Source organism: Sphingomonas agri (genome assembly GCF_038148795.1).
Classification (GTDB): domain Bacteria; phylum Pseudomonadota; class Alphaproteobacteria; order Sphingomonadales; family Sphingomonadaceae; genus Sphingomicrobium; species Sphingomicrobium agri.
This window is the reverse complement of the sequence record NZ_JBAPEU010000003.1, coordinates 365,987-379,241: the sequence shown is the minus strand read 5'-3', so window position 1 is coordinate 379,241 and position 13,255 is coordinate 365,987. Positions and strand designations below refer to the sequence as shown.

The window sequence follows — 13,255 nt, the reverse complement described above, 5'->3', positions numbered from 1 at the left end:
CGCGATCTGGGCAAAGGGTTATCGGGGTCCGCCTCATCGCCGCCCAATCCTTACCTCAAGATGTCTTCCGAACCGCGGCCGAAGCCGAGAGCAGAGGTTCCGCTGAAGACGTCTTAGGACTTGCCCGCGCGGGTCATCGCGGCGGCGGTCACCTTGTTTCTCGGTGTAATGAAGAAAGTGAGATGATCGTTGAGCGTCGGCAGCGCAAACCGCGTCGACGCAAATTCGAGATGTCCGAGACGGGGATGTTCGAGCACGACGTCGACACTCTGGAGGGGCATCGTTCGATGCTCCCCCCACATCCGGGCAAAGTCGTGGCTCTGCACGGATAGTTCGCTGATGATGGCTTCGAACTCGGGATCCCCGATCCGCGTCGCATAGTTTGAGCGGAGGAAGGCGACACCGCCCGAGATGATGGCTTCCCAGTCGCGGTACAGCGCCTTTCGCTCGGGATCCATGAATCCGCGCCACAAATGGTTTCGTCCGAAGGGGCCGGGGCGTCCCCCGAAATCGAAAACCTCGTCGCCGAGGCGGTTGAATGCCAACACGTCGAGGCGCGGGCTGAGGAGAAAGGCCGGGCCGGCGAGAAAACCGTCGAGAACCACTTGGATCCGAGCGTCGACCTCGGTCGTGCTGCGCTTCATCGGCGCGGCATAGCCAGCGAGCCGAAACAGATAATCCATGTCGGTTTCCGAGAGCTGGAGCGCCCCTGCCAGCCGCTCGAGCATGTCGATCGAGCAATGGATGTCCCGGCCCTGTTCGAGCCACGTGTACCAGGTAACGCTGATGCCGGCGCGGTCGGCAACTTCCTCCCGGCGAAGGCCTGGAGTCCTTCGCCGCTGCCGGGGCCGCCCAGGCGGCGTATCGACGGGAAGGCTGGCGCGTCTTGCCCGCAGGAACTTCTTGAGTTCGGCCTGGCGCGAGGACTGGGCCATCGCTGAAGTCCGTTCTTCAGGGTCGCTCACCTCAGAACCTCGCCGCTACGCCGTCCATCCGGGACCTCGGATCGCTGCGTCAGGCCATAGTCGCGCAAAACCTGCGCCACCCTCAACCGGTAGTCGTCGAACAGGCCCGCCCGGCCGACGGCCTGTGCCGCGCGATGGCTCTCTTGCATCCGCCACGCGCGTACCGCGTCCTCGTCGCGCCAGAAGGAGAGCGACAGGATCTTGGCGGGGTCTGCCAGGCTGCGGAATCTCTCGACGGAAATAAATCCCTCGTTTGTCTCGAGCGTGGGACGAAGGTCGGCTGCACGAGCGAAATATTCCCCTTCCCCGCCGGGCTGGACGATCACTTCGAAGATGACGGCAATCATTGGCTGTCGCTCCCGAGAAACCATCCAACCGCATCGAACAAGGATTGGCGATTGTCTTCGAGATGCATGCGATGCGCGCCCCGCCGCAGTTTCACGTCGCGAACACCACCCGGAACGCTGGTCATCGCTGCGGCGAGCCATCTCGCGTCGTCGTCGCGCGCGATCGGATCCCATTCGCCGCGCACGATCAGCGTCGGAGCGATGATTGGCGAGGGATCGTACGGAAAATGGCCGCTCCACGCCTCGGCAAAATCGGCGTCGGGGCCAGCCGGAACCTGGACAGCGGCGGGATTCCGCGTGCTGCTGGCATGGTCGGTGGCAAGGTAGGTCCGAGCCCAGACTGCAAAACGGCTTGGCGAGATCGGCGAGCGCTCGCCTACAGGTACGCCCGATTGGAAGCTCTCCCACTGGTCCTTGGCCGTCACCATTCGCGACGGCGTCGCGGGCGCCTGGCGATGACCCTGACGCTGCGCGACGGGACCGAAAAGGACGAGCTTGTCGATCTCGCCCGGGTGGCGCGCTGCAAACATCCCGGCGGCGAGCGTTCCCCACGAATGAGCGATCAGCGATACGCGAGCAACCTTTCTGCGCGCTTTGATGTAGCGGACGACGCGCTCGATCTCGCGTTCGGCCTCGGCCGCGCGGCCCGGGATTTCGGCCCGCTTGGAGTTCACTGCAGGCCGATCGGAGCCTCCATAACCGGCAAAATCCAGCGACCAGACGTCAAAGCCGCGGGCATGCAGATCGTCCGCCCATGAGCTGCCGTCGAGACGATAGGCGATCGAAAGTGCCGTCGGAAAGGTAGAACCGTGGATGTAGAGAAGGCTCGAACCGTTGCCGGGCTCATGAAAGACCGCGAGCGCAGGTTCGCCCTTCTCGCGAAGGAGGACGGTGCTTTGTGTGGGAGGCAGCGCGGCGACGGCCATGGTCAGCGCGCCGATCAGATCTAGCATGAGACGTTTCCTTCGCGAGGACTTCGAACGCGGCGCCCAATCGCGGCGCGGAACCCTACTGTCACTTCCAATCGCTTCGGCCGAAACCGAAACGTGTCCTTCGCGACATCAGATGGCGAAGCGCTTATGCTGCACCCAATGAGCGCAAGTCCCTATATTGCGGAGGCCGCCGCGCTGATTGGCGATCCTGCTCGCGCCAACATGCTGGTCGCCCTGATGGATGGTCGCGCCTTGACCGCCACCGAACTTGGGCTCGCCGCGGGCGTTGCGCCTTCAACTGCGAGCGAGCATTTGGCAAAGCTCGTCGAAGGCGAACTCATCAAGGTCGCCGCGAGCGGCCGTCATCGTTATTTCCGACTGGGCTCACCGCGAGTTGCCGCAGCACTCGAGAGCTTGATGGTTGTCGCGTCCGACGGGCCGCGACGATTCCGCCCGCAATCGCGCTGCGACGAGGCTACGGCGCGCGCGCGCACCTGCTACGATCATTTTGCAGGGGGCCTTGGCGTCGGGATCGCCGACAGCCTGGTCGAGCGCGGACACGCGGTGCTGAGCGAGGACGGCGGCGCGATCACCCCATCGGGCCTTGCGCTTCTCGAGCGTTTTGGAGCCGACCTTGCCCCTAAGGGCACCAGCCGCCGAGCCTTTTGCAGGGCCTGTCTCGATTGGAGCGAACGCAGGTGGCACATCGGCGGCAGGGTCGGCGCAGCGATCACCGCACGCAGCTTCGAGCTCGGCTGGGCAGAGCGTCAACGGGACAGCCGTGCCGTCACGATTACGCGAGAAGGTCTGCGAGGATTCGAGAGCCTGTTCGGTCTCAGTCTCGCAGGGGTCGATAAATAGCCAGGGGACAACGGCGCCCTATCCGCCGACCCAGCGGTTTTGAGCGGCCGCGGGTCCATGATTTCCACATGCACAGGCAAGTGTGCTGGCGCGTAAATCACCGCGTTCATCACGACATCGCTGGTCCAGAAGTCGCCCCTTTCGCCGAGTGGCGGAAGGCATTCCCGCCACGTTGCAATGACCGGCCGTCCGTAACGGTCCTCGATCGTCACTGCACCGCCCGCGCGCTCAACGGCGAAGGTCACCGCGGCCGGATCTCCGGTTGCCGAGGTCGCCTCGATCGTCATTGCGGTAGATCCTTCACGCCGAACGATCCGAACCGAGCCGCGGACCAGCCTCACGACCAGCGGCCGGGTGCCCCTCTGGGTGTCCGACCACTGCCACTGGCTCGTTCGGCTGTTTTGGGAAGCAGAGGGCGCGGGCAATGGCGGACCGGCACTTGCAAGGGTGGAAAGGGCCAGCGCGGATCCCGCGACCAATTGACGGATCATGCCCTGTCGACCTTGAAGGCGAAGCAGCCGCGCCGAGCATGGTGGACATGAAGATAGCTGGCGCGCGGGTCGGAAAAGAGCGCTTCGATCAGCGTTTCGAGATCCGCCCCCGGAGCCACATCGGCGTCGACCATTTGATGCACGGCGTCGTAGGCGCGGACCGAGAATAGCCGGCCGCGCATTTCGTCCGGAATCCGGTCCAGCACGGCTGTTGGATGATTGCCTTCGCGCACGTAGATCGGGCCGGACGAGCGGTACGGGGTTACGCCCGGCTGATGCTCATAGGTCAACAGGAGGACCGCTTCGCCAGGCTCGGCGTCGCGAAGCGTCACCCGGCACGGGAATCCCTCGCCGGCGGCCACTCGGACGGCCCCTTCCAGCTTGAGTTCGGTTTCGGATTTCCCGAAAAGATGTTCGAACTCGCTGGCGGCGAGACCGGACAGAAGAAAGGCCACTTGATCCTCTCCTTGGGTGGATGGATCAGTAACCTAGGAAGGCAGAGCTACCCCCGCACTCCGCGCCTTGCTCTTGAATTCAGGTTTTTCGCCGAGACGATGATGCTGTCGCCGGATTGCTTTCAGCAACCAGCGCTGAGGCAAGGTCCAGGATGATCCTCGTCGAGCTAGGCTTGTTCAGGCCGAAACCCCGGCGGGGCCGCTTTTGCCGGCACCGGCCGTAGCTTCACGGTCGAGCAGGAGCTGCTTGCGCGCTGTTCCCCAGCGATAGCCGCCAGTCGACCGGTCGGACTTGACGACACGGTGGCAGGGAATCAGCACGGCAATGCGGTTGGCGGCGCAGGCTTGGGCGACCGCGCGGGTTGCCCTGGGCTGACCGATTTTTTCCGCGATCTCAGCGTAGCTCACCGTCTCGCCAGGCTCGATGTCGCGAAGCGCTTCCCAGACCCGCTGCTGAAACAGAGTGCCGCGGACATCGAGCGGCAGTGTGACCGCTTCCGCGCCCGGATTTTCGATGTGCGAGACGATCGTCTGAATGATTGTTTGGAACTCGGCATCGCCTTCGACCACGTCTGCCTCGTGAAATCGGGCGCGAACCTCGCCGACCAGTTCCTCGGGATCGTCCCCGAACCGAACATCGCAAATGCCCGCGTCGGTTGCTGCGACGATGACCTCACCGAGCGAGCTGTGTGCGAGCGCGAAGCGGACCCGTTCGTGGGCGCCGCCCGATGCATAGGCCTTGGGTTTCATTCCAAGTCTGCTGTGCGCAGTTTCATAGAAGCGGCTCGATGATCCGTAGCCGGCTGCATAGATTGCGGCGGTGACCGATTGTCCGCCCGCGAGGCTGTCCTTGACCCGTTCGGCCTTGCGCGCGGCTGCATAGCCGCGCGGCGTCAGACCCGTTACCCGCTTGAATATCCGGTGGAGGTGAAAAGGGCTGATCGCCACTGCGCCCGCGATTTCCTCGAGGGTCGGGGTTTCTTCCGCTTCGTCGATGAAGCGGCACGCCGCAGCGACGAGTTCCGCGTGGCGGCCGGCAGTTCCGTCGGCGGGCTTGCAGCGCTTGCACGGCCGGTATCCTGCAGAGATCGCCGCTTCGGCTCCCTCGAAAAAGCCGACGTTTTCGCGACGCGCGCGCTTTGCCGCACACGATGGACGACAAAAGATCCCCGTGGTCGAGACAGCGAAAACGAAATGGCCGTCAGCCGCCCGGTCACGCGCACAAACCGCTTCCCAGCGTCGATCGTCGGACGAATAAGGGTCGTAATGGAGCACCGCACTGTCAGCGGCAATTTTCAGAACCTGCATAATTGCTCAATCTAGAGATGGGGAATGTTTGATACACTCCGCCGCTTGCTCTTGAACTCGCCTGGCTGCAGACCGCCGGATGCGGAGGGTGCCTCGCCGATCGGCACATTGCCGCCCACAGGCCTTCCAGTCGTTTCAATGTGGGATCGGGAGAGCCGGGACGCAAGCGCGTCGGGCTCAGGCAAGAAGCCGCCAAAATCCGCCGGCCGCCATATGCCGTGCCGTGCGGACGAGGCGTTGGGCTCTCGAGCGAAGGCTGGGATGATTGACGCGCCAGCGACCAGCCGCCGCGTCGGCGCTTAGAAGCGCGCTTGCGATCTCTCTCTGGTCCGCCCCCGCAATCATTGCATCCCAAGTCCGGAGGAGGAGGATCTGGCGCGCTGAAGCGGCAAAGGCCCGCGGCGCGCGCGGGAACTGGCCGACGGTCATGAAATTCAAAAAGGCGTGGAGTGTGGCGAGCGCTGCGGCGGCCGAACGTATTCCTTCGACACCATAAGACAGTCGAACAGGCCCCAGGCGCGGCGAGGCGCCGGTCACGTCGATCCTTAAGGATCTCAAACCGTCGCTGAGCAGGATCCGTTCGCAGCCGGGGGAAAGTATGACGCGCGCAGACTGCGAGACCGAGTCCAGTAGGAACGCGTCCGCATCCTTGGGGGAAGGTTCCGCCCGGGCGGTGAGGACCGAGGTCATTTTTGCTGCACTCCACATCGGCCGGCCAGCAGCAGCCTCGAGCCGCGGATCTTCAAAGCGGTGCATGCCCCAGGCAAGCGCCGCTACCTCGGCGTCGTCCAGGCTGGCCCCCGTTACGGCCCGCTGAGCGATCGCTCCGCACGCGGCGCGCCGATAATCCTCCGAGCGGCGTAGCCATTCCCACGCGATCGCGGATCTGTCGGCAGCCAAAAGCTCGCGGTAAGCTCCGGCCTCCTTCCAGTTCGCAAGTCCACTCGGGAATTCCACGCAGTTCACCAGCGGGCTGACTTACTTCATGCCTCGGGTACTGCGTGCGCGGCGTGATTGATCGGGCATCATTCGCCTGCTCCGGCAGCTCGAGAGAGCCGCATCCAAGCAGGTGCGGGGCAGAACCGACATTCCCCCACAGAGGGGAATTTACGAGCGGGAATCATCGAGAAGTTCGGTCGGGCGACAGTCGAGCACGAAACGGCCATCCTGAAGCGCACGAACCGCAAGCTGCGTTCGGCTGACCACGTCGTAGGCCAAGCGAGCGCGCTTCACATATTGCCTGGCGGTCTCGCAGCTGATGCCGAGGATGACTGCAATTTCAAAGTCGCTTTTACCCTGCGCGACAAGCTCGACGCATTGAAGTTCTCGTCTGCTGAGGTGCGGCGCTCGGGCGGGTCGGTGTATCCCAAGAATGCGCCGCGCAGACCGGAACGCATGCGCGCCGATCAGTTCCGCGTAGCGCAAATGCCGGACCGGTAAGGCCTTGCCTGAACGGACCGCGAAGGAGCATGAGCCGCGCGGCTCGCCTGGAATGTTCGCGGGAACTGTGAAGCCGCCACCTAGTCCAAAGCGATGGCTTCGAGCGAAGATCGCCCGGTGGCGGTCGCTCAACTCGATGATCGAACTGGCCTCGTCCCAGCAAAAGCCGGTGTTCACGCGGCTGCATGCAAGATGGACTGGATCGTCCCGCGCAAAACCCAAGCGGTCGACCTCGTCGGACCAGCCTTGAGGGTATCGGACCAGCCTTATGAGGCCGCCTCTCTGCCGAACCAAGCTGTCATGATGAAGGAGTGCATAATAATCGAAGCCGAGTTCGAGCGATATCTCGTTTAAAATGAGCGCGAGCCCTGCTAAGTCTTGACATCCCGCTATACTAGCTATGAACTCTTCGATGGCCCTCGTCATTCTGCCTCGTATCAACTTACCAGAAGGTAAGTACTTGCAAGTCTATTAGAGGCAGATCAGTCACCCTTCGTATTAACAAACATATTATTTATTTGCTCAACGGCAAAGCTACGCTATTCTGTACTGCTCGGTTCCTGCGTTGCTGGTCGGATTGAGACCCGTCCTTGCATCTGCGCTTGGAAGAAAGGCCGCTGCGGAAGTGTCGTGCCTTGGAAGCACCCTCCTGCAGCGTCGCGGCGATGCCGCAGCGGGAGATGCTGGATCGCGTACAGGAGTTTGTAAGAGACGTCCGGGGCTTGCGAAACGAAGCCGAATTAACAGAGGCGATCAGCGAGGTCACCGCGGACCTCGGCTTTCGCTATTTCGCGCTCACGCACCATGTCGACGTGCGTCGCTCGAGCAGCGCCATCCGGCTTCACAATTATCCCGCCGGATGGGCCGAATGGTTCGACGAGCAGTCGCTTGGCCGTGTCGATCCCGTTCATCGCGCAAGCAATCTTACCAGCGTCGGCTTTGTCTGGTCGAAGCTCTCGGAAATGATGGCGCTGACGGTGCGCGACAAAGCCGTGCTCGAAGCTGCCCGGCGCGAGGGGATCGGCGACGGCTTCACGGTACCTGCGCATGTCCCGGGCGAAGCCCATGGCTCCTGTTCCTTTGCTTGCGCGACCGGCGAGCATTTTTCCGAGGAACACCTGGCCTTACTTCAGCTTGTAGGGGCGTTCGCCTTCGAAGCAGCTCGGCGCATGCGCCGGATGCGCGACCCAAATTCAGCAGTGCGGCTTACCGACCGGCAAACCGAGTGCGTCATCTGGGCCGCCCGCGGCAAGTCGGACTGGGAGATCTCGCAGATCCTAGGGATCAGCCACGAAACCGTCATCCAGCACTTGAAACAGGCCCGCGAACGTTACGATGTCGGTAAGCGAACCCTGCTTGCGATCCATGCCTTGTTCGACGGGACGATCGGCTTTCTGGACGTCCTTCGCCGTTAAGAGCCCACGAGCGGAGTTCTCGAGCGCCGGCGCTGGCCTTCAGCGCAACATCAAGACTGAAACATTTGGCCGTACTGCGGGCTGAGCATGATGCACGGTCATATTAGATCGCGCAGGACCAGATCGACCGAGCGCAATTGCCCGTCTCGCTTCAATACCAAGGTTACGTGCGATCCCGGTGAAAGGCTCCTCAGCAACATTCGTGCATCAGACAGCTTCTCGGCATGCACACGCTGTCCATTGATCGATTCGATCATGTCGCCCGCCCGGATGCCTGCGGCTTCGCCCGGACTGCCCGTCGCGACCTCAGTGACTTTGTAGCCATCGCTGGTTGCGTTGATCCAAAGCCCTGAACGATCGAACCGGCCGGCGTCAGCCGGCTGCGGGTCGAGGCGTTTCAGGAACATCGTCTGGTGGCTGTAGTCGAAGCTGACGACAAAGCGCTTGAGGAGGCCACTGCCGATATTGCCTTCGAAATTGGGGTCGCTTAGCGAACCGCCTTTGTCCTCGGACAGCCCGGCGACAATATTGTCCGCCTTCACCGTTCCGAGCGTCAAGGAAGGCAGGCGCACGACGTAGGAACGCGAAGCACCGCCCGCCCCCCAGCCCGTAGTGACGTCGATTCCCGGCCGGTAGCGCTCACGGAGTTTCTCCCGCGCGACAAACGCACTCGTGACACTGACTTCGCTTCTTGAACCGGTGTCGATGTCGAGCCGCGCCGGGAGCGTGTCGATGAGGCCGGTGACGGACGGCAGGTGATCGTAGAACTTGAAGGGAACGGGTGCCCCGAGGCCCTTCGGATCGAATGCGCCAAAGTTGCAAATCCGCATCGTCTTCGCGCCATAGTCGAGCGTGACCGCGAACCGCGAGAAGAGCTCGAAGCCGAGCATTCCGTCGACGTCTATGCCTTCGATCGATTTGTCGTAGATGTTGCTGATAAACGCCGGCTGGCCTCTGAGCTTGACCGGGCCGAGCGCAATCTCGCGATATCTGGCAAACCCCGTCTTGGTTGAGCCGGACCCGGCGCCCGTTGAGACGCCCTCGCCCGTCACCTTGAGGCCAACCTCGGCGGCGAGCCGGGGCGACAGCAAGGTATGGCCGCCGGTATCGACAATGAAGGTATAGGGTCCATGGCCGTCGACCATCGCCTCGACGTAGACGTGGTTGTTGAGCAGCCGGAAGGGCAGCGTGACGGACTTGGCGTCACCCTCGATATGCCCCCCGCTCGCGGGTCCCCGGGGCCGCGAAAAGGCGGACGCCCCCAAGGCCGGGCCGCGCGCTGCGCGCTGCATAACCAGTTGGTCGGCGCTTCCGGCTCCCGTGTCGATTGTCTGGCTGTGCGGCAGCATCATGCCGCTTTCGGGGCGATAATTTCCGTAAGCGGTCACGACCTTGAAGAACTGCTGCGGTTCGACGACCTGGACGAGAAAGTGAGTCCTTGTGTCGAACCACGCATCGAAGCTTTTGCCCCCGCGAGGCTTGACCAGTAGGCGGTCCGCCAGATGCCCGTTGATCGTTTCGCGAGAACGATAGGAAATCGAGGCTCCGGCCCGGTCTTTTCGCCACCAGAGGTTTGCGTTGCGATAGGCCTCGCTGACCGCGACCGGAACCCGGTCGCCTCCCTCCTGGGCCGTGCTGACTCCGGAAACGTCTGTTTGCCAGGGAACTTGATTGTCGAACCCATTCGCGCCGCTGATGGCCGAAAGGTCGTAACGATTGACGAACGCGCCCGTCCCAAGGTCGACACTGGTGTCGAATGAGCCATTCAGGCCGCTGCTTCGATAGGTGTAGGAAAGCCTGAGCGTCCCAGCCCCTGGCGTCCGACCCATCGCAGCCCGATTGGCATTAAGGACCCTATCGACCGTCGGTGAATTTCCTGACGCGAGGACGCCGCTTGAGACGAGGATCACCGGAAAAATCAAAAGTACACGCACCGGTCGCTCCGTTGGTGAAATGATGCGAACCGATTAGGAGAGGCGGCGATGGCTCGTCTTGAACGAATTTCACATGATCGCTTCCGCCGCGCCATGCCGGGCCGGACGCGGCACGGCTCCTGCGAAACGCTCCTCCGTCATTGTCACCAGGAGCCATTCGTGACCCTCGTCCTTAGTGGCTGCTATGTCGAAGCCGGGGACACGGGCTGCCATCGGTTGCAGCCCGGCGACGTCATCTGGCACCAGGCCTACGAAAGCCATCTCGATCGGTTCGAGGTTCGCGGCGCCGATGTCTGGGTGATTGAGCTGCCGGGCCGCTGGTCGGGCGGATTGTTCGGCTCCGTCGCCGATGCCGACGAAATCGTCCGTGTCGGCGAAGGGAGCGCAGCCGATGCTTTCAAACTTCTTGCCGAATGCTTCGTTCCGGCGTCGGCTCCCGAGGGAGACTGGCCGGAACAACTGGCAAGAGATTTGCGGGCCGATCCGTCGCTCAGCCTGAGCCAATGGGCGAGCGGGCGGGGGCTTCACGCCAGCAGCCTCAGCCGCGGCTTCAGCCAGATGTTCGGCACGACCCCGGCTTCCTACCGGGCGACCCAGCGCGCCATACAAGCATTAGAGGCGGTCCGTGCGACCAATACGCCGCTCAGCCAGATCGCCGCACAGTGTAACTTTGCCGACCAGGCGCACATGTCGCGCGCGATCGCGGCGCTGACCGGATCTTCCCCCGCCGCAGTACGCCGCCACTCGGCGGGATTCGCGTTTCCCGGATAATCGGGTGTCCCGACCTTGGATCGTTGTTCAGGGGCGCGCAGCGACTGCCTCAATCGAGATCAGCAGACCTTTCGGCAGTTGCACGATCGGCGTGGCGCGTGTTGGCGGCGACGTTGGGAAATACTCTCCAAAAAGCAAGTTGAGGACGCTGAACTGTGACGCGTCCGCGAGATATACCGTCGTCTTTACGACGTCAGTCATCTCAAGGCCTGCAGCAGCGACCACCCTCGACAGGTTTTCGAAGGCATTGCGCGCCTGCTCCTCAAACTGACCAGGCACGTCGCCATTGGCGTCTATTCCTGGCTGTCCCGAAATAAAGACCAGCTCTCCGGAAGCAGCCACGGCGTGCGAATAAGGGCCGAGGGGCGCTGGCATATTTTCGTTGTCGATGACGCGCGATGGTATGGCTCTATTCCTTTACACCGTGAGAGTGACCGGACGCAGTCGAAGATCGTCCGTAGCTACTCGTTTCGTTACACGGCAGTGCCAACAAGAGTGCCGATTCCCGCTGTGGCGGCCATTGCCGCTGCGCCCCAGAACGCAACGCGCAAGGTCGCTCTGACGACCGGCGCGCCGCCAGTCTTAGCTCCAATGGCTCCAAGCATCGCCAAGCACAGCAATGAGGCAACCGAGACCGTGATGATCATCGGCCGGCCGACAGGCGAAAGCCATGCGCTCACCAGAGGTAGGCAGGCGCCGGTGGTGAACGTCGCGGCCGAAGTCAGCGCCGCCTGAATTGGACGTGCCGTGGTTACATGCGTGATGCTGAGTTCATCGCGAGCGTGGGCGGCAAGTGGGTCGTGCGACATCAGCTGCATCGCGACCTCGTCGGCAGTTTTCTCGTCGAGGCCACGTTTTCGATAGATTGCGGCAAGCTCGCGATGCTCGAATTCAGGATCGCTCGCCAACTCGGCCTTTTCACGTGCAAGGTCCGCGGCTTCGGTATCAGCCTGCGAGCTGACGGACACATATTCGCCGGCTGCCATGGACATGGCGCCTGCGACCAGGCCGGCGACACCAGCCAGCAGAATCTGTCCCTTTGTCGAGGCCGCAGCGGCAACACCCACAATCAGGCTTGCCGTCGAGACGATGCCATCGTTTGCGCCAAGAACAGCAGCGCGGAGCCAGCCGATACGCTCCACCTGATGTCGTTCGGGATGGAATTTGGCGCTCGGCATGGCGAATGCTCCTCGGATCGATCCAGGCGGCTGCCCGCCGCGTTACTACCGTCCAGGAGCGATGCCTACCGGCCTAAAGGCCCGCTCGAAACCGATCGCGGACTTACGTCCGTACTAGATCCGAAGGCAGATCCTTGGATGCGCGTCAATCGCGCAGGCCCAGCGACCAATTCTGGCCAATAAGATCTTGGCCGAACGAATGGTGCGGTCTCTCGTCAGCAAGAGTGAAACCGAAGCGCTCGTAAAGACGCCGAGCAGACGAAAGAACACTGTTCGTCCATAAATGGAGCTCTCCATATCCGAGTGCTTTCGCCTGTTTGATGCAGGTTTCGACGAGCAGCCCTCCCACTCCGGCTCCGCGCACGTCAGGCTCGACATACAATAGCCGGAGCTTCGCAATATTTGGCTCATCGCCGCCGACCAGGAAGATTGACCCGACCATGTCTCCTCCCATCTGAGCGATCCATGCGGCATCTCGAGCGGGATCGAACTTCTTGTGGAAGTCCGAGAGTATCTCGGCGACGAGCGCCTCATAATCCTGGTTCCAGCCATATTCCTCGGCGTAGACGAGGGCCTGTCTCGCAGTGACGAGGCCGAGGTCGCCGACGCGTAGTCCGCGCAGGCTGACGCAGGTCGAATCTTCGGCTGGATCGAGCGCTTCTGCCATCGACGTCGCCGCTTGCAGCAGTTGGTCGGTTCGTCGTCGTCCCAGATCCTCCAGGACGCCGCCGATCGCGCTGTCGGTCCGGGCGTTGAGATCTTCGAAAGCGCGCCGCCCGGCTTCAGTCAAAGAGAGCAGTTGCTGCCTGCCGTGGTGGGGGTTGTCGCGAACGGTAACGAGCTCTTGAGTTGAAAAGCGCTTGAGCGTCCGACTGATCTGGGCACGGTCCATCCTCAGCAAACGGGCAATCTCAGCAGCCGTGGTTTCTGAGCGGTGCGCCAGCTCGTACAGTATACGGGCCTCGCTCAGCGTGAAGGCACTGCCATCCAGGCGAGAGTCGAGCAGCCCAAGGCGGTTGGTGTACAACCTGTTGAACGCGCGAAGCCGACCGATTGAATTGAGATCGCTATTCAGCATGTTTCGACGGTGAGGAAGAATGTTGACTGAGTCAACATTGTTTCGACTTGCTTTGCCCGCAGGCTGGCGGAGATCGAATC

General features: G+C 62.5%; 14 protein-coding genes. 3 read left to right on the top strand and 11 right to left on the bottom strand.

Annotated elements, in window-relative coordinates; genetic code table 11:
- Positions 1–113: 113 nt before the first annotated feature.
- The 3 genes from V8192_RS14030 to V8192_RS14020 are packed head-to-tail and all read right to left on the bottom strand — an operon-like array spanning position 114 to position 2,265.
- Positions 114–965 carry a helix-turn-helix transcriptional regulator gene (locus V8192_RS14030; protein WP_341633720.1) on the bottom strand — a complete coding sequence of 284 codons (852 nt, stop codon included), beginning with the start codon at positions 963–965 and terminating at the stop codon, positions 114–116.
- Positions 962–1,312 carry an antibiotic biosynthesis monooxygenase family protein gene (locus V8192_RS14025; RefSeq protein WP_341633719.1) on the bottom strand — a complete coding sequence of 117 codons (351 nt, stop codon included), beginning with the start codon at positions 1,310–1,312 and terminating at the stop codon, positions 962–964. Before V8192_RS14025 ends, V8192_RS14030 begins: the two co-directional genes overlap by 4 nt.
- On the bottom strand, positions 1,309–2,265 hold the full coding sequence (locus V8192_RS14020; RefSeq protein ID WP_341633718.1) for an alpha/beta hydrolase: 957 nt from the start codon (positions 2,263–2,265) through the stop codon (positions 1,309–1,311). The genes V8192_RS14025 and V8192_RS14020 overlap by 4 nt, the downstream gene beginning before the upstream one ends.
- A 138-nt stretch (positions 2,266–2,403) precedes the next feature.
- Between V8192_RS14020 and V8192_RS14015 the strand changes: the two genes are divergently transcribed.
- Complete coding sequence (locus V8192_RS14015; protein ID WP_341633717.1) at positions 2,404–3,105, top strand: ArsR/SmtB family transcription factor; 702 nt, start codon at positions 2,404–2,406, stop codon at positions 3,103–3,105.
- 487 nt (positions 3,106–3,592) lie between these two features.
- On the opposite strand, the gene V8192_RS14010 is transcribed toward V8192_RS14015, so the two are convergent.
- The 4 genes from V8192_RS14010 to V8192_RS13995 form a co-directional block, all read right to left on the bottom strand.
- Positions 3,593–4,051: a DUF1203 domain-containing protein gene (locus V8192_RS14010; protein WP_341633716.1), complete on the bottom strand. Its 459-nt coding sequence runs from the start codon at positions 4,049–4,051 to the stop codon at positions 3,593–3,595.
- 177 nt (positions 4,052–4,228) lie between these two features.
- Positions 4,229–5,359, bottom strand: coding sequence for a bifunctional DNA-binding transcriptional regulator/O6-methylguanine-DNA methyltransferase Ada (gene ada / locus V8192_RS14005; RefSeq protein ID WP_341633715.1), 1,131 nt, complete (start codon positions 5,357–5,359; stop codon positions 4,229–4,231).
- 177 nt (positions 5,360–5,536) lie between these two features.
- Positions 5,537–6,316 carry a DNA -binding domain-containing protein gene (locus V8192_RS14000; protein WP_341633714.1) on the bottom strand — a complete coding sequence of 260 codons (780 nt, stop codon included), beginning with the start codon at positions 6,314–6,316 and terminating at the stop codon, positions 5,537–5,539.
- Positions 6,317–6,466: 150 nt separating this feature from the next.
- Positions 6,467–7,225: a LuxR family transcriptional regulator gene (locus V8192_RS13995; protein WP_341633713.1), complete on the bottom strand. Its 759-nt coding sequence runs from the start codon at positions 7,223–7,225 to the stop codon at positions 6,467–6,469.
- A gap of 254 nt (positions 7,226–7,479) precedes the next feature.
- Between V8192_RS13995 and V8192_RS13990 the strand changes: the two genes are divergently transcribed.
- Entirely contained in the window at positions 7,480–8,214 is a 735-nt protein-coding gene (locus V8192_RS13990) for a LuxR family transcriptional regulator (RefSeq protein WP_341633712.1), read from the top strand.
- 98 nt (positions 8,215–8,312) lie between these two features.
- On the opposite strand, the gene V8192_RS13985 is transcribed toward V8192_RS13990, so the two are convergent.
- Positions 8,313–10,148, bottom strand: a complete 1,836-nt coding sequence (locus V8192_RS13985; protein WP_341633711.1) for an aspartyl protease family protein — start codon at positions 10,146–10,148, stop codon at positions 8,313–8,315.
- Between the two features lie 159 nt (positions 10,149–10,307).
- Here V8192_RS13985 and V8192_RS13980 point away from each other — a divergent pair, with 159 nt between their 5' ends.
- Positions 10,308–10,919 carry a helix-turn-helix domain-containing protein gene (locus V8192_RS13980; protein ID WP_341633710.1) on the top strand — a complete coding sequence of 204 codons (612 nt, stop codon included), beginning with the start codon at positions 10,308–10,310 and terminating at the stop codon, positions 10,917–10,919.
- A 27-nt stretch (positions 10,920–10,946) separates the two neighbouring features.
- Here the strand turns inward: V8192_RS13980 and V8192_RS13975 are convergent, their stop codons facing one another.
- The 3 genes from V8192_RS13975 to V8192_RS13965 all read right to left on the bottom strand — a co-directional run bounded on the left by V8192_RS13975 (position 10,947) and on the right by V8192_RS13965 (position 13,175).
- Positions 10,947–11,309: a RidA family protein gene (locus tag V8192_RS13975; RefSeq protein ID WP_341633833.1), complete on the bottom strand. Its 363-nt coding sequence runs from the start codon at positions 11,307–11,309 to the stop codon at positions 10,947–10,949.
- A gap of 83 nt (positions 11,310–11,392) precedes the next feature.
- Complete coding sequence (locus V8192_RS13970) at positions 11,393–12,097, bottom strand: VIT1/CCC1 transporter family protein (protein WP_341633709.1); 705 nt, start codon at positions 12,095–12,097, stop codon at positions 11,393–11,395.
- Between the two features lie 145 nt (positions 12,098–12,242).
- Positions 12,243–13,175 carry a bifunctional helix-turn-helix transcriptional regulator/GNAT family N-acetyltransferase gene (locus V8192_RS13965; RefSeq protein ID WP_341633708.1) on the bottom strand — a complete coding sequence of 311 codons (933 nt, stop codon included), beginning with the start codon at positions 13,173–13,175 and terminating at the stop codon, positions 12,243–12,245.
- Positions 13,176–13,255: the final 80 nt, after the last annotated feature.